This is a genomic window from Aureibaculum marinum (assembly GCF_003813905.1).
In the GTDB taxonomy this organism is placed as follows: Bacteria; Bacteroidota; Bacteroidia; order Flavobacteriales; family Flavobacteriaceae; genus Aureibaculum; species Aureibaculum marinum.
The window spans coordinates 99,807-116,012 of sequence record NZ_RPFJ01000002.1 but is presented as its reverse complement, the minus strand read 5'-3'; the positions used below and the strand labels follow the sequence as shown (position 1 = coordinate 116,012).

At 30.2% G+C, this 16,206-nt stretch carries 14 protein-coding genes; 5 read left to right on the top strand and 9 right to left on the bottom strand.

Annotated elements, in window-relative coordinates; translation table 11 throughout:
* Positions 1 to 12: 12 nt before the first annotated feature.
* Positions 13 to 1,290, bottom strand: coding sequence for a metal-dependent hydrolase family protein (locus EGM88_RS01335; RefSeq protein WP_123896114.1), 1,278 nt, complete (start codon positions 1,288 to 1,290; stop codon positions 13 to 15).
* Positions 1,291 to 1,406: 116 nt separating this feature from the next.
* Here EGM88_RS01335 and EGM88_RS01330 point away from each other — a divergent pair, with 116 nt between their 5' ends.
* Genes EGM88_RS01330 through EGM88_RS01315 form a run of 4 tightly spaced genes read left to right on the top strand, consistent with a single transcriptional unit; the run spans position 1,407 to position 5,239 of the window.
* On the top strand, positions 1,407 to 2,099 hold the full coding sequence (locus EGM88_RS01330) for an SDR family NAD(P)-dependent oxidoreductase (RefSeq protein ID WP_123896113.1): 693 nt from the start codon (positions 1,407 to 1,409) through the stop codon (positions 2,097 to 2,099).
* A gap of 2 nt (positions 2,100 to 2,101) precedes the next feature.
* Positions 2,102 to 2,701: a SprT-like domain-containing protein gene (locus EGM88_RS01325; protein ID WP_123896111.1), complete on the top strand. Its 600-nt coding sequence runs from the start codon at positions 2,102 to 2,104 to the stop codon at positions 2,699 to 2,701.
* An 18-nt stretch (positions 2,702 to 2,719) separates the two neighbouring features.
* A complete protein-coding gene (locus EGM88_RS01320; RefSeq protein ID WP_123896109.1) occupies positions 2,720 to 3,796 on the top strand; it encodes a mannose-1-phosphate guanylyltransferase in 1,077 nt (358 codons plus the stop codon).
* A 15-nt stretch (positions 3,797 to 3,811) separates the two neighbouring features.
* The gene (locus EGM88_RS01315; protein ID WP_123896107.1) at positions 3,812 to 5,239 is read left to right on the top strand and encodes a TIGR00341 family protein; all 1,428 of its coding nucleotides are present in this window, start codon (positions 3,812 to 3,814) and stop codon (positions 5,237 to 5,239) included.
* Between the two features lie 40 nt (positions 5,240 to 5,279).
* Here EGM88_RS01315 and EGM88_RS01310 read toward each other — a convergent pair whose 3' ends face one another.
* Positions 5,280 to 6,050: an ABC transporter ATP-binding protein gene (locus EGM88_RS01310; protein ID WP_123896106.1), complete on the bottom strand. Its 771-nt coding sequence runs from the start codon at positions 6,048 to 6,050 to the stop codon at positions 5,280 to 5,282.
* Positions 6,047 to 6,754: an MlaE family ABC transporter permease gene (locus EGM88_RS01305; protein ID WP_123896483.1), complete on the bottom strand. Its 708-nt coding sequence runs from the start codon at positions 6,752 to 6,754 to the stop codon at positions 6,047 to 6,049. Before EGM88_RS01305 ends, EGM88_RS01310 begins: the two co-directional genes overlap by 4 nt.
* 162 nt (positions 6,755 to 6,916) lie before the next feature.
* Here EGM88_RS01305 and pafA point away from each other — a divergent pair, with 162 nt between their 5' ends.
* The gene (gene pafA, locus EGM88_RS01300; protein WP_123896104.1) at positions 6,917 to 8,590 is read left to right on the top strand and encodes an alkaline phosphatase PafA; all 1,674 of its coding nucleotides are present in this window, start codon (positions 6,917 to 6,919) and stop codon (positions 8,588 to 8,590) included.
* A 47-nt stretch (positions 8,591 to 8,637) separates the two neighbouring features.
* Here the strand turns inward: pafA and EGM88_RS01295 are convergent, their stop codons facing one another.
* The 6 genes from EGM88_RS01295 to porU all read right to left on the bottom strand — a co-directional run bounded on the left by EGM88_RS01295 (position 8,638) and on the right by porU (position 16,180).
* A complete protein-coding gene (locus EGM88_RS01295) occupies positions 8,638 to 9,204 on the bottom strand; it encodes a hypothetical protein (protein ID WP_123896102.1) in 567 nt (188 codons plus the stop codon).
* A 155-nt stretch (positions 9,205 to 9,359) separates the two neighbouring features.
* Positions 9,360 to 10,421 (bottom strand): 3-oxoacyl-ACP synthase III family protein, encoded by a 1,062-nt coding sequence (locus tag EGM88_RS01290; RefSeq protein ID WP_123896100.1) that lies wholly within the window; start codon positions 10,419 to 10,421, stop codon positions 9,360 to 9,362.
* A 92-nt stretch (positions 10,422 to 10,513) separates the two neighbouring features.
* Positions 10,514 to 10,891, bottom strand: a complete 378-nt coding sequence (locus EGM88_RS01285) for a group III truncated hemoglobin (RefSeq protein WP_123896097.1) — start codon at positions 10,889 to 10,891, stop codon at positions 10,514 to 10,516.
* A 73-nt stretch (positions 10,892 to 10,964) separates the two neighbouring features.
* A complete protein-coding gene (gene cdd / locus EGM88_RS01280) occupies positions 10,965 to 11,447 on the bottom strand; it encodes a cytidine deaminase (RefSeq protein WP_123896095.1) in 483 nt (160 codons plus the stop codon).
* An 82-nt stretch (positions 11,448 to 11,529) separates the two neighbouring features.
* Entirely contained in the window at positions 11,530 to 12,669 is a 1,140-nt protein-coding gene (porV, locus tag EGM88_RS01275; protein ID WP_123896093.1) for a type IX secretion system outer membrane channel protein PorV, read from the bottom strand.
* Between the two features lie 37 nt (positions 12,670 to 12,706).
* Positions 12,707 to 16,180: a type IX secretion system sortase PorU gene (gene porU / locus EGM88_RS01270; RefSeq protein ID WP_123896091.1), complete on the bottom strand. Its 3,474-nt coding sequence runs from the start codon at positions 16,178 to 16,180 to the stop codon at positions 12,707 to 12,709.
* Positions 16,181 to 16,206: the final 26 nt, after the last annotated feature.

Below are 16,206 nucleotides of genomic sequence, written 5' to 3'. Positions count from 1 at the left end.
TAAACTATTAAATTAATTTTTATAAACCTTTCCTTCTTTCATCACAAAACTCACATTTTCCATGGTGTTTATGTTTTGGGTAGGGTCCTCGTCGGTAGCCACAATATCAGCAATAAAACCCGCTTTAATTTGCCCTATTTTACTTGACATTTCTAATAATTTAGCAGCGGTAATAGTGGCAGACTGTATTGTTTCAATAGCTGGCATACCAGCAGCTACCATGTAGCCAAATTCTTTACCATTTTTGCCATGGTCAAATACACCTGCGTCTGTACCAAAAACAATGCCTACTCCTTTTTTGTAGGCTTTACCAAAAGTACTTTGAATTTTAGGACCTATAGCTAAAGCCTTAGGAACTATAACATCTGGAAAATATCCTTTTATTTTAGCCTTTTCTGCAACCGATTTTCCAGCTGTTATAGTGGGTACATAGTACGCATTATATTTTTTCATAAGTTCCATGGTTTCTTCACTCATTAAAGTACCATGCTCTATAGTTTTTACACCACCTAGAATGGCTCGTTGCATTCCTTTATCTCCATGTGCATGTGCCGCAACATGCATTCCATAATCTTTTGCTGTTTCAGTTATGGCCTTAATTTCTTCAACTGTGAATTGTGGGTTTTGACCACTTTTAGCAACACTTAATACGCCTCCTGTAGCCGTAATTTTAATTAAGTCTGCACCGTTTTTGTAACGTTGTCTTACAGCTTTTCTAGCATCTTCAACACTATTTACTACACCTTCTTTAGGACCTGGGTTTTCCATAAGATTTTTGTTAAATCCATTTGTTGGATCAGCATGTCCTCCTGTAGTAGCCAATGACTTTTCTGCTGTAAATATTCTTGGGCCGTCAATTTTTCCTTGATTAATTGCATTTCGTAAAGATACATTTACACCGCTTCCGCCAAGGTCTCTAACTGTTGTAAAACCTGCCATTAAAGTTGATTTGGCAAAACCTTGAGCGTTAAAAGCAATATCAGCATCATTAAGTACAAAACGCTCTATATAGGTTCTTGGATTTAATTGACTTTCTAAGTGAACATGCATGTCAATTAAACCAGGCATAGCGGTTTTTGACTTTAAATCAATGTTATGGTCTTTTTTTGATTTCGGGTTGATATAACCATTTTTTACATCTATAATTTTGTTTCCAGAAACAATAATTGTCATTTCAGTTAAAACCTTTCCGTTTTTAGTGTCAATTAATTTTCCACAATGCAGATAGGTGTTTTGAGCCGATAAAAAAAGTGTAGATAGCAGGATAAAAAAGGAGAGTAGTTTTTTCATGGTGTAAAGCTTTTATAAAAGTCTTAAGTGTTGATTTTGTACAATATACAAAGGTTCTGATATAAAATTACAAAAATTGATTAGATTTGCCATCGTAATTAACGATAATATAGAAAATGAAAAGTAAAAATATTATAGTTACAGGAGCCAGTAGAGGAATTGGATTTGAAATGGTGAAAATATTATCGAATCAAAATCATCAAGTATTAGCATTGTCTCGAAATATCTCAACATTAAATGAATTACAAGAAACACATAAAAATATTACAGCATTAAGTGTTGATATTTCTGAAACTAAGCAACTAGAGGAATTAAATAATTTTATTACCAATAATTATAAATCTTTTGATGTTTTAATACATAATGCAGGAGCAATTGTAAATAAACCATTTGTAGAAACTAGTACATCAGAATTTTTAGAAGTATATAAAGTTAATGTTTTTGCTGTGGCAGCTTTGACTAAAATAGTGATTCCCTATTTAAGACAAGGGAGTCATGTGGTTGCAATTAGTAGTATGGGAGGTGTTCAAGGAAGTATGAAATTTCCTGGTTTGTCAGCTTATAGCTCGTCAAAAGGAGCGGTAATTACTTTGATGGAGTTATTGGCAGAAGAGTATAAAGACCAAAAAATAGCATTCAATACACTCGCTTTAGGAGCTGTACAAACAGAGATGTTGGCCGCCGCTTTTCCTGGGTATATAGCACCAAATTCCGCAAAAGATATGGCTACATATATAGCTGATTTTGCCTTAACGGGAAATCAATTTTATAATGGTAAAGTATTGCAAGTTTCAGCATCAACACCTTGATAATGAAAGATAGGCAAATCTTAGAAAAATACATACCGTTAAAATCCATAGATTTAGTGTTGGATTTGCTCAAAAAACACCCTTGTCATTTAAAAATTGTTAATCAAAGAAAAACAAAACATGGTGATTTTAGGAGGTTAAAATCGGGGCAATATCAAATAACTGTTAATAACGATTTGAATCATTATCGTTTTTTACTTACCTTAATACACGAAATAGCTCATTTAGTTACGTATAAAAAAAATATAAGAGTTAAACCACATGGTATTGAGTGGAAAATGCATTTTCAGCATTTAATGTTGCCTTTTTTAAGCCTAGAGATTTATCCTAAAGAAATATTAGTTCATTTGGCACGTTATTTACAGAACCCAAAAGCAAGTACGGATACTGATGTACAGTTGTCGTTAGCATTGAAACAATATGATGATGATAGTGGATTAAATTATATTTTTGAATTAAAACCCAACAGTAAGTTTATACATAATAATCGTATTTTTGAAATGATAGAAAAGCGACGAACGAGATACGAATGCGTTGAGGTAAAAACAAAAAAGAGATATTTGTTTCATCATAACGCAGAGGTAGAAATCTTAAATAATTAATAGAAAATAATTTATATTTTGAAAAAAAACTATTACGCAGTAATTATGGCAGGTGGTGTAGGGTCTAGATTTTGGCCCATAAGCACTAAACAATTTCCAAAGCAATTTCATGATATGTTAGGAACTGGTGATTCTTTATTGCAACAAACATTTAAAAGACTTTCAAAATTAATTCCTACAGAAAATATTTTAATAGCTACCAATGTTGATTATAAAGAACTTGTTTTAGAACAATTGCCATCTTGTAAAGAAGAACAATTACTGCTTGAACCTGCAATGAGAAATACTGCACCTTGTATTTTATATGCAGCACTAAAAATTAAGCAAAAAGATTCTAATGGAGTAATGATTGTTGCACCATCAGATCATTGGATTGATAACGAACAGGAATTTATAAACAATATAAATACTTCTTTTAAAGCTTGTGAAGAAAACGATATTTTAATGACTTTGGGTATCCAACCTAATCATCCTAATACTGGATATGGGTATATAAAATTTGAAAATGCAAAAAAAGAAATAAAAAAAGTAATTAATTTTACTGAAAAACCTGATTTAAAAACAGCAACAGCCTTTTTAAATAGTGGAGATTATCTTTGGAATGCAGGTATTTTTATATGGAGTGTAACAAGTATACTAAAAGCGTTTGAAAATTATTTACCTGAAATGAACCAATTGTTTTGTCAAGGAAATCAAATGTATAATACAAATTTGGAAAATGATTTTATAATTGCTAATTATCAAAAATCAGAAAATATTTCTATTGATTATGGCATTATGCAAAAGGCTAAAAATATTTATACATTGCCAGTTGAATTTGGATGGAACGATTTGGGGACATGGAGTTCGTTGTATGAAAAATTAGAAAAAGACAATCAACAGAATGCCATTGTAAATGCTAAAGTGATTTGTAAAGAATCGTCAGGAAATATGATTAGAACTACTAAAAATAAGCATGTTGTTGTTCAAGGACTAGATGATTTTATTATAGTAGAAAAGGATGATATATTGTTAATATGCCCTAAAAAAAACGAACAAGATATTAAACAAATAGTAGCTAGTGTTAAGCAAAAATTTGGTAGCGATTTGGTATAATTTAAAAGTTAACTCATGGAAGAAAATAATAAAGTAGAGGTGGATCTTGAGGTAAAAAAACAAGAAGCTAAACAGGAAGTTTCTGGGCTATTAGGAGGTGTAAAAGAGTTTTTAATAGACTTGTTAGATATTAAAAATGATACGAATAAAGAAGGTACTGTCCAAACTATAAAAGATAATATTTCCATGAAAGGTCATACTGCATGGATTTTGGTTTTTTCGATAGTTATTGCTTCCATTGGTTTAAATGCAAATTCAACTGCGGTGGTAATCGGAGCCATGTTAATATCACCCTTAATGGGACCAATTTTAGGTGTGGGACTATCAATTGGAATTAATGATATTGATACTTTAAGGCGATCAATGATTAATCTTGGAGTGATGGTTGGACTTAGTTTGTTAACTTCATTTCTATTTTTTCTACTTCCTTTATTTCATGATCCAACAACAGAAATTTTAGCTAGAACAAGACCAGATGTAAGAGATGTATTTATAGCTTTGGCTGGTGGTTTGGCATTAATTGTTGCCATGAGTAGACCTAAACCGCAAACCAATACAGTAGCTGGTGTTGCAATTGCAACAGCATTGATGCCTCCTTTATGTACTGCAGGATATGGCTTGGCAACTTGGCAGCTAAATTATTTTTTTGGAGCCATGTTTTTGTTTACTATTAATACCATTTTTATTGCATTATCAACTTTTGTAATTGTTAAGTTTTTGCGTTTTCCGATGGTAAAATATATTAATTCTGCCAAACGTAAACGAATAGGTCAGTTCGCCTCAATAGTTGCCTTTATAATTTTGGCTGGTAGTATTTATTCATTTTATAATTTATTCAAAGAAAATGAGTTTAAAAAAACAGCTCAATCTTTTATTGCTGAATTGAAAAAAGATGGAGTGTCAATAATAGGAGAGGACGACAAAAACATTGATTATATTAATAGAAAAATTACATTGCCTTTATTTAATTCGGTTTCTGAAAATCAAGTAGGGCTGTGGGAAGAACGATTAATAGAATTAGGATTGAATGATGTAGAGTTACATGTACAACAACAAGATGATACTGAAATGATTGCTCAAGTAAAAACCTTACAAGATTTATACGCTCAAAATCAGAAAATTATTACGTCACGTGATGAAAGTATTAAAGAGAAAGAGGAGAAAATACGATTGTTAGAGAAAGAACTTAATCGTTTTTATAAAGATCAAATTCCGTTTAAATCTGTTAGTGAGGAAGCTAAAATAAATTATTCTGGTATAGAACAAATGAGTTATGCTAAAAAAGTAGTTACTAATTTTTCTAAAATTGATTCTGTAGCTTTTTTTAGTATAAAATGGAAACAAGGATTGGATAAAAAAGAATTAAACCAACAAGAACAAAAATTAAAATTGTGGTTAAAAACAAGATTAGCCTTAGATACATTAAAGTTAGTTAGAGAGTAATAACTTTTTAAGATACCTCCTTTGAAAGTAAAAAGAAAGTTTATTTACTATCTTCTTTTAACTGAGCTTCTCTCACTTTTTTAAATAAGTTTGAGGAATAAACAAAATTGGTTAGGTCTTTATTGTCAGTTCTAAAAACTTCATCACTGGTTCCTTCCCAAGCTTTTACTCCATTTTTAAGTAAAATTATTTTTTCACCAATTTCCATAACGGAGTTCATATCATGGCTATTAATAATAGTTGTAATATTATATTCTTTGGTTATTTCTTGAATTAATGTGTCTATTACTGTTGAAGTCTTAGGATCTAATCCTGAATTTGGTTCGTCGCAAAATAAATATTTTGGATTCATAACAATTGCTCTAGCTATGGCTACACGTTTTTGCATTCCTCCAGAAAGTTCAGCAGGATATTTTTTATTTGCATTTTCTAGATTTACTCTATTTAAAACAAAATTAACACGTTCTATTCTTTCCTCGTAAGGCTGATTGGTAAACATTTTTAAAGGGAACATTACATTTTCTTCAACGGTTGAGCTATCAAATAAAGCACTTCCTTGAAATACCATGCCAATGTCTTTTTTTAAATCTCTTTTTTCGTCTGGGCTCATTTGGTTATATATGTTACCATCATAACTAATGTCGCCACGTTCTGGGTGAAGTAAGCCTAATAAACATTTTAAAAAAACTGTTTTTCCAGATCCACTTGTTCCAATTACTAAACTGGTTTTTCCATTTTCAAAAGTTGCATTTATGCCTTTTAATACAGGTGTCCCGTCAAATTCTTTATATAAATCTTTTACTTCAATCATTTTCCTAAGAGCATTTGGGTTAGAAAGTAATTTAATACAATAATAACAATACTTGTCCATACTACAGCACGTGTACTAGCTTTACCTACTTCAATGGCTCCACCATTAACATAATAACCATGAAATGCTGGCACTGTAGCAATAACAAAAGCAAAAACAGAAGTTTTAATCATTGAATACACCAAATGAAAAGAATCAAAATCACTTCTAATTCCCATAATATAGTCAGCTGAACTTACCAAACCGGTTAAAATTCCAGCAACCCATCCTCCAAAAATGCCTAATGAAATACTTATTATTATCACAAATGGATAAAAGAAAACATTAGCTATTATTTTGGGTAACACCAAATAATTAAGAGAGTTCATTCCCATAACTTCTAAGGCGTCAATTTGTTCTGTAACACGCATGGTGCCTATACTTGAAGTGATATAAGACCCTACTTTTCCTGCTAAAATAATAGAAATTAAGGTGGGTGAAAATTCTAGAATTAATGATTCTCTAGAAGCATATCCAATTAAATATTTTGGGGTTAAAGGATTTTCTAAATTTAAGGCAGTTTGTATTACTACAACACCTCCTACAAAAAAGGAAATAAATGCTACAATACCAATAGAATTAATTCCAAGATCTTCAATCTCCTTAAAGATAGACTCTCTAAAAATAGAAGATTTTTGAGGTCTTTTAAAAACCTCTTTTAACATGATAAAATACTTACCAATATATTTAAAATAGTTAATCAAAATATAGTACAGGTTATAGATATATAATTAATATAAACTTAACAAATCAATTACCAAAAATATAATATTAAATATAAAAAAAGCCTTAATTTTGGGATTAATATCAGTTTAAAAATCTAACCCATGAAAAAATTAATTTTATTTTTTGTTGCTTTTGTTTTATTCTTTACAGGTTTTTCACAAACTTCCACAGTAGAAAAGCCGAACTTTGTTAATACTACTATTGATTTAAAACGTCCAAAGTTAGTTATTGGTATTGTGGTAGACCAGATGAGATATGATTATTTAACAAGGTTTTATAATAAATATGGAGAAGGTGGCTTTAAGAGATTACTAAACAGTGGCTATAATTTTGAAAATGCTCATTATAATTATATACCTACTTATACTGCTGTTGGTCATACTTCAATTTATACAGGCACTACTCCAAGCAATCATGGAATTATCGGAAATAACTGGTACGATAAGGCAGCAAAAGAATACATTTATTGTGTTGATGATAACGATTTTAATACCGTAGGAGCAAAAAAAGGAGGTAAAAAATCACCAAGAAGATTAATGTCAACAACTATTGGTGATGAATTAAAAATGGCACAAAATAGAAGAGGAAAAGTAATAGGAGTAAGTATAAAAGACCGTTCAGCAATTTTACCTGCGGGTCATGCTGCTGATGCTGCTTATTGGTTTGAAGGAGGAGATGATGGTAAATTTATTACTAGTACTTATTACATGGATAATTTACCAAAATGGGTTCAAAATTTTAATAAAAATGGAAAGGCAAAAAAATATATAAATTCTACATGGAGTACACTTTATAATATTGATTCTTACACTGAAAGTATTGCGGATAACAATCCTTACGAAGGTCTTTTTAAAGGAAAAGAAACACCAACTTTTCCTTATAATTTAAAAAAATTAAAAAAAGAAAATAATAATTATAGTTTGTTAAGTGCAACACCTTTTGGAAACTCAATTGTTAAAGATTTTGCTCAAGCGGCTATTGTAGGTGAAAAATTAGGACAAACAGATAATGTTACTGACTTTTTAGCTGTTAGTTTTTCTAGTACAGATTATGTAGGACATAAATTTGGTGTGGATTCTAAAGAAGTTCAGGATACCTATTTAAGACTAGATAAAGACCTTGCCGATTTTTTTGATTTTTTAGATAAAAAAGTAGGTAAAAATAATTATACCTTGTTTTTAACAGCAGATCATGCGGCAGTACAAGTTCCATCTTATTTAGAAACTTTAAAAATACCTGCAGGATATTTTGATAGTAAAACGTTTAAAAGTAAAGTAAATGCTTTTCTATTAGAAAAGTATAAATCAGAAGATTTAATGGAGAATTTTTCTAATTTTCAAATCTTTTTAAATAAAGACAAGATTAAAGAATTGAAATTAGATGCTAATGAAATAGCTCAAAATTTAGCTGATGAACTTATCAATTACGATGGTATTTATAAAGTGGTTACAGCTCGTACCATGCAAACTACTAACTTTACCGAAGGTATTATGCACTTGTTACAAAACGGTTACAATCAGAAGTATTCTGGAGATGTGTTATTAATTCCAAATCCAGCAACTATAAGTTATTCAAAAACGGGTTCTACACATGGGTCTGGGTATAATTATGATACACATATTCCTATAATTTTTTATGGTAAAGGGATAAAACATGGAGCAAGTAAAGGTCATGTGAATGTAATTGATATTGCTCCAACCATTTCTAGTTTATTAGAAGTTACGTTTCCTAATACAAATACAGGAAAAGTTTTAGAACAGGTTATTGAAGATTAACTTTTTAAAACGTGCTAAAGCCATACTATAAACAAATAATTATTTGTTTATAGTATGGCTTTTCTCCATCTAAATAACAAATCTTTTTTTCTGTCACTCAAATCGTGAATTTTAAACTCAGTAACATCTTCAATTCGAAATACTACTTTTCCTTCATCTTCGCCCATTTTACCAACACAATGCAGTTCAAAATCAGTTTCAGTAGCTCTAGTTACATAACCAGAGTAATAATCGTCATTGATTTCTAAACTAGCTATAATATCATTATTTTCTGCTAATTGCTTAATAAGATCAGCTTCCCAATATTCAGAATTATTAAGTACAAATTCAAAATCAGGTTCTTTGTCTAATATTGATGAATATTCTATTAGACATTCCATCGCTTTTGTATAATCATCATTATAATCAATATTTTGAATGGCTTCCATTTGCAGAGCAATAATACCATCAGGTTTTCCAAATTTTGTGTAATGCTTAAACAAGACTAAATCGTCATTAAAGTCAATAACACGACCCATTAAAAAACTATTACTATCTCCATATTGCCAAATACCAATAAGTTCTTTTTCATTTTTGGATTTGTTAAGCACTTCATATATTATACTTCCCGTCATTTCTTTTATGGTTTTATCCTATGATATAAATATCGATTGTGTGATAATTGAGAAAGGCAAATTTACCTAAAATTTTATATACTATTAAAATTAAAGTAAATTTCAATATGTTGATATTCAGGTTTGTAGTGGGTGAGGCTTTGGGTTTTATTTACCTAATATTTATAAACCACAGCATTAATATTCATTCCAGCACCCACAGATGCTATAATGATAATATCACCCTTTTGTAAACTGTGACCTTCTAGATTTCCCTTAATTACTAAATCTAATAGGGTAGGGATGGTGGCTACAGAACTATTTCCTAGTTTGTTAATGCTCATAGGCATAACATTAGTTGGAACATCGGTTTTATATAATCTAAAAAAGCGTTTAACAATAGCTTCATCCATTTTTTCATTGGCTTGATGAATAAATATTTTTTTTACATCATCTATAGAAGCTCCACTTTTTTCTAATGCCTTTTTCATGGCATTAGGTACCTTAGTTAAAGAATATTCATAAATTTTACGGCCTAACATTTTTATATACCTAACATTTTCATCAGAGTTAGGTTTGTAGGATTTTCCGAAATATAAATATTTTGCCTCTTCAATAGTGTCAGAAATTACAGTATGACTTAAAATACCATTGTCAACATCTTCTTTAGCTTCTAAAATACAAGCTCCAGCACCATCCGAGAAAATCATAGAATTTCTATCGTAATCGTCTATAACTCTAGATAAGGTTTCAGACCCAATCACTAAACATTTTTTAGCTTCACCAGCTTTTATATAAATTTCAGCTTGAATAAGTCCTTGCACCCATCCAGGACACCCAAAAATAATATCGTAGGCTACACAATTAGAATTTTTTATTTTTAAATTTTGCTTTACTCTAGAGGCTAAACTTGGTAATAAATCTGATTGAATACTATCTTTTTTAACATCGCCAAAATTTTGAGCAAATATAATATAGTCAAGTTCTTCAGAATCAATACCAGAACTGTCAATAGCTTTTTGTGCGGCTATAGTTGCTATATCAGAAGATAATAGATTGGCTTTTACATACCTTCTTTCGGATATTCCAGTTATGGCTTTGAATTTCTCTATAATCACTTCATTTGTAGCGTTATAGGGGGTGTTGTTTTCGTCGTAAAATTGATTGTCAATAAAGTCAATATTTTTTTTTATTTCTGTTGGGATATAACTACCGATTCCGGTGATAACTGAATTCATATATGCAGAGTTCTTTTCTTTTCGTTTAAACTTTAAACCATTTGCTAAGATAATTCATTTGAGCGTTATAAATAAACGATTTGTTGGTTTATTTAAGAATTAGTTGTCATTTTAATTTCCATAATGGTAGCAATAGACAAAGCCCTAGTTTTTGCCATTTCGGCTTTTTCTCCTTTAAAGTTTTCATCTATTGAAGAGGTAAAATGGCTTAACCATCTTTTAAAATGTTCATTTTTAAAGGGTTTTGATTTGTTTAAAATGAGGTGTGGTTGCATGGCATTTCTTTTATAATCTGGAGAGTTAAACAAAATTCCATTCCAAAAGTCAGTAATAATTTGAAGATGCTGCTCAAGGTGATTTTGTTTTAATATATCTAAAAAAAAATGTTTAACTAAATCATCGGAAAGTAATTTTTTGTAAAAATTATCGATTAAAAAGTAAATGTCTTCTCTATTTTTAATATCTCGCATTACAATTCAATAGTTAGATGTAAAAGTTTGAACTTAAATAATAATCACTTCTTATTTTTAATTTAAAAATTATTTATAAAAAACTACTATTAAAGCCAAAAGGTAACAAGTCTTTTAAAGAATTAACTTTTACAATTTGCCCTTCTTCACCCATAAAATATATTTCTATTGGATAGTTTTGCTTGTTTTCATATTCAGAAATACTTTGTCTGCATGCTCCACATGGGCCAACAGGTTTATTTATTTTTTGTTTGATTGAAGAGGCTGATATTGCAATGCTTTTAATAGTATTATTCGGATAATTTGCCCCTGCACTATAAATAGCAACACGTTCTGCACATAATCCAGAAGGAAAAGCAGCATTTTCTTGATTGTTACCTGTAACAATTTTATTATTATCTAATAAAATAGCAGCACCTACATTAAAGTTTGAATATGGAGCATACGCTTTTTTTCTCGCGTTTATGGCTTCCTTCATTAAATTTTGAGTACTACTATCAAGTTCTTCTATACCTTCGTATATGATATATTCTGTTGTAGTTTTTTTTGTTTTCATAAGGAGCTATAATTAGGAAAAAAAAATCATTTTAGTGCAATTTACTAAAATGATTTTTGAAATTTTAATATTTATTAGAATCTTAATAGTCGTATAAATCTCCGAAATTAAAAGTTAATGAAAAGCGTAATGTATTTTCTAAAGGATTATTAACATCTGAAGAATTTATTAAATAAGACATGTCTAAGTTTAAACTTTTAAATTTGAATCCGGCTCCTAGTGTAAAATATTTACGAGCTCCTTTTAAATCATTTTCATTAAAATATCCTAGACGTAAGCCTAATGTATTGTCATACATATATTCAGCACCTAAAGCCCAAGTAAACTCTTTAAGCTCTTCACTAAAACCATTTGGAGCATCACCAAAAGATTGAAACATACCAGATAAAAAGCCAACATCATCGTCTTTACCATCAATAATTTCACCACTTTCTGAATTTCTTATTGGAGGAGTTGGTACTAATAATTTATTAAATTCTAAATTGGTAGTAATGGAATTCAAATCATCTAAAATAAATTCAAATCCACCACCTAATTTTAAGTTGGTTGGTATAAAACTTTCTCTCCCTCCGTCTGATAATGTAACTTTTGGCCCAATGTTAGAAATGTTAAATCCACCACGCCAAATACCATTAAAATTACCATAATATTTTTCAGGAGATTCGTAATATCCAGCAACATCAACCGCAAAAGTATTTACAGTGTTTAAATCAGAGTTTTCTACTTTTAGTGCGTAATCAGAACGTATATAACGTACACCTACGGCGAGGGCAAATGTTTCATTTAATTTTAAGGAGTATGAACCATCGAAAGAGAATTCGTTTGGATTTTCTGTGCCAATTGGATTTCCTCCAGTGTCAGTTAAATCAATTGTTCCTAGAGAAAAATATTTTAAACTTGCACCCCAAGCACTTCGTTCATTTATTTTGTTAGAAAAAGTTAAGCTACTAACAAATACGTCATTGGTTAAGTTACGTAACCAAGGAGTATAATTAACACCCACTGAAAATTGAGATTCAGAAAAGGCTAATTTTGCAGGATTATGATGTTGAGAATTGGCGTCTGACTTTGTGGCCACACCTATATCTCCCATACCTCCAGCACGTGCATCAGGTACAACTGTTAAAAACGGTGCAGCTGTAGTTATTGGGTTGGGTTCATCTTGTGCATTGGTCAAATTTATGCACATAAGAGCTAATAATATTAAAAATGAATTTTTCATTGGAATAGTTAAATTAGGGACTTTGTGGGTACTCACTTTATTGTAAAATGACAAGTTTTTCAAATTTTTCAGTTTTTGTATTTGTTAGTGTCGATTTTACATTGAGTTTATATATGTATACCCCTTTTCCAATTTTATTACCAAAGTCATCTAAACCATTCCATGATATTGAACGAGATAGATTATCAGATTGAACGTTTTGATTAATCGTTTTTATTAATTTTCCAGAAACTGTAAAAATCTGAATTTGAACTTCTAAAGGTTCATTAGGCTTGTTGTGATTAAACCAAAACTCTGTATAATTTATAAATGGATTAGGGTAATTTAGCACGTTACTCAATACCAAATCGCCGTTATCTACTACAACAAAATTTAACGTGGCTTCTGATGAATTATTGTATGTATCCCAAACTTTAAAATTAATAGTGTGTAAACCTGGTTCTAAATTGCGAAATGGGAACTTCACTTTTCCTTTTGTAAAGTCATCTAATTCTGTTTCATAGAAGTCATTTAAGATGTATGGATTAGCTTGATTTCCATCTAAAATGGCAACAATATCATGATCAACAGCTGTAATAGAAGTATTAATTCCTGAACTGTCTTCTAAAATGGCAATTAAATGTGGTGATTCACTAGTGTTTCCTCCATCAACAAAAGATTCGTCATCCATAAAAAGTTGGATGGTTGGGCCTTCATTATCTTCAGGTGCATTTTCGTCAATACCTCCAATAATTATTTCTTGATTAACCCCTCCTTTATCAATTATTTTATTATCAGCATAAAAACTAATTTTAGCTTTTCCATAGGCTATTCTTATATCTTTTGGAACAACAAAGTTAAAATTGAAAATACCATTTTTTACAGATGCTCTACCACGAAAAATTTTACTTTCTATTGCATCAAAAGTAAGTTTATTTCCAAAATTATTATTGTCTAATGTTGTTCTTTCAATTGATTTGTCAAAAATGGTAGCAGATAATTCTCCATTAAAATCGGTTAAACTATTTCCTAATTCATCGGTTACAATTCCTTCTAAACTTATTTTAGAAAGGGCTTTTAATGTGTCTGTGGCTGAGGTAATGTCTTTTCCGTTTATTTTTGTAAGTTTTACATTCGGTTTTGATCTAGCCAATTTCATTGCAGGATCACCTAAATAGAACACAAATAATCGTTGACTGCTATTTGGGGCTGATGGATCGTTTTTCATAGCCATCATTGCTTCCGCTATAGTATAATCTTCACCATTAAATCCAAATAATTTTTTAGTTAATATTTCATTATACTGCTGTCCAACATTAATAAATATTTCACGAGTTGTAGTAATTAAACTTATAGCACCTCCATTTGGATTTAGAAATACGGCTTCACCCGCAGTTGGTCTCAGCGGATTGTCAAATTTTGAAAACTCGCAAGTAACTGTTATAAATAAAGGTAATTTGTCACTATTATTCCATGCATTAATTTCAGTTACTTCTAAAATTCTTTCATTTGCCCATCCATCTTCACCACCATGACCAAAATAGTTTACTATTAAAGAACCTGTTTCTACCGCATTATTTATGGCTTCATTTACATCAGGGTAGCGTTCTCCACCAGCAGAAGTTTCTTGTACATAAGAGTCTGCATAAATTTTAGTCAAATTATAAATAGGACGCCTTTCTTTTATGGTATCTGCTAGTTTTTCGACGGTTTCTTGTAATACAAATTCACTGGCCACATCAGGGTCATCTGCTACAAGTGTAATTCTATTACGCCAATCTCCAAAAGAAGTTGTACTGTAATAGTTTAAGGTTTTATCAACAGTTATCTTTGCTTCAGCGATTGTAGATATTGGAAACCTTCCCGTAGCAACATCTTGTTTGTCACTATTACTCAATTCACCCTCATCGTCATCCATCATTCCATAATAATCATCAGTTACATAAGAACGAGCCAAGTCAAAACTTTCAAAAGATTGAAAAGAAGGAATAATATTATTATTGTCATTAATTCTATCTTTAAAATCATAAGAAGCATCACCAAAAAGACAGACAAATTTAATACGAGTGTCTTCGCTAGAAGCATTAACGTACAAGTGCCTTATAAAATCTCTAATAGCTGTTAAGTCAGGAGAACCTGAGCCAAATTCATTATAAATATGATTTACATCAATTACTTCAACTGTTAAATTAGAATATTCTCTGTGATAAGCTGCTAAGCGTTCAGCTTCACTTATTAAAAAATCTTTAGTAATAATAACATAGTCAATATCTTTTAAGTTGTGTAAGTTTTGATTTGATATGTTACTTTGATTAATGATTTCGGGACTATAAAAATCATTTTCATTAAGTACAATATATTCTTGTAATGTGCCTCCAAAAGATTTAAAAGTAAATTGACCTGTAGTAGATTGATTGGTTAAAATTTGTGGATTTAAATAATCCGTTACATTCCACACTTGATAAATGTTATTTGCATTTTCTATTTCGTAATTAAATAGTGAGGCACTGGTACTAGTACTATAATTTCTAAAAGAAAACTGTTTGCCAGTGGCAATTAATTTTTTTTGCCCTATTATTTCTACATAATCTAAATAGGCTTTGGCAGAAGGGTTACCATTATTATTATAGGTGATTTGAACTTCAATAGGAGTAGTATTTACAATAATACTTTGGATATCTTCTCGTGGAATTGCCAATGTTAGGTTTCCAGTAGTAGAAGGTATTGAGGGAAAATTTAAAGTCATTAATTGTTGACCATTAACTTTTATGTCTAATGAAGATGAGGTTGAAGAAATAGTGACGGCTCTCACTCTAATTGATATAGGCTGAGAAGTGTCTAAATTTTCAAATTTAAATATTTTTGTTGTGCTGTTTTCAAAACTCAAGTCTTTTCCAAACCATTGTTGTCCGTTTGCAAATAAATTAATATTATCATTTTCTATAAAATCATAGTCATTAAAGTTTGTAATAGTTTGAGTTGGTGTGGCTGAAATTTCATTAGCGTTAGAAATACGTTTGCCCAAACCATTATCAACTGTTAAGAAATAATAAGCTCTATCACTATATATATTATTTATATGTCTAGATTGAGTTGGTTGTGAAGGAGTAATATTCCAACTATGTGGCCCTTTACCATAAAATAAGATATAGTCATTATTATCAAAACTGTTATCGTCTTCACCTTTTACATAAATGGCATTTTCTTGTAGGCCATCATATCTAAAGTCACTATTTTTTTGGGGTAATAATTGACCTCCATTACCAAAAATTCGTATATTTTTTGGATTTATATCATTAACATTTAATCCTAAGTTTTGTAAAAACTGTTTGTCAATTTTAAAAATGCCTGTGGTGTCAATAGCAAATTTGTACCAAGTACCTTTAGATAGTACAGAATTTTTTAACGTAGAAACAAATTTTTTATTAAATGTAGTATTACTTTCAATGTTTTGAGCGTACACAAAGAAAGGAACTATATATAATAGGTGTATAAAATTTACAATATGTTTTTTTAAAAATGATGACTTCATAAAATATTAAACAGAACGCAAGTTAA